Genomic DNA, 784 nt, shown 5'->3' on the forward strand with positions numbered 1-784 from the left:
GGACATGATGCGGTTAGAACTGAACATGGCAAGCGTCTCCTGTTCCGCGCGCCGATGGCGGCGGGTTTGGTTCTCAATCTAATAGAGGCAGGGCGGCGACCCCTCTCGGGATCAGCGACCTATTCGAAACGGGAGACGGGTGTTGGACATGCTGAACATCCCTGATGAATGACGAATGCGGAAAACGCCGACGCGGCGTGAGCCGGCACGGTCATATTCGCGCGGTAATCCTGCGAACCTGGGTCATCGATTTTTGTCCTTTGAGCGGAATGGTCCGAGGTGGTTCGGTTTGTCTGAACAGTTTCGGGCGTTTCGCTAAGTGGATTTCCGCCTCGATTATGCCGCCACCATCATTGGTGCCAGCGCGTTGAAGTAGGCCTGATCCGGCGTCTGCCGGTCAAGGGATTGAACCGCACCGGGTTTGCCGGAGGCTCCAACTTCTGAGAAAGTGGAGCCATTATGAGCAAGACAACGAACAAGTTTTCACCTGAAGTCCGTCAACGTGCCATTCGTATGGTGCTGGATCACGAAGCCGAGCACCCTTCGCGGTGGGCTGCCGTTTCATCTATTGCGGCCAAGATCGGCTGCTCGCCCGCCACGCTGCATGAATGGGTGAAGAAGACCGAGGTCGACACCGGCAAACGAGCAGGCCTGCCGAGCGACGTTGCCGAGAAGATAAAGGCTCTGGAGCGTGAGAACCGCGAGCTTCGTCAAGCCAATGTTAGCGGCTGTCTAAAACTGCGGGTATTCGGTGCCGAGGATTGTACGCGTTTGGTTTTGGGCT

Annotated in this window: 1 protein-coding gene; it reads left to right on the forward strand. The window is 57.1% G+C overall.

The window, feature by feature from the left end:
- Positions 1–459 precede the first annotated feature (459 nt).
- A partial coding sequence (locus PDO_RS16765) for an IS3 family transposase (protein ID WP_007604407.1) occupies positions 460–784 on the forward strand: 325 nt, incomplete at its 3' end.

This window comes from Rhizobium sp. PDO1-076, from assembly GCF_000247475.1.
Classification (GTDB): Bacteria; Pseudomonadota; Alphaproteobacteria; order Rhizobiales; family Rhizobiaceae; genus Allorhizobium.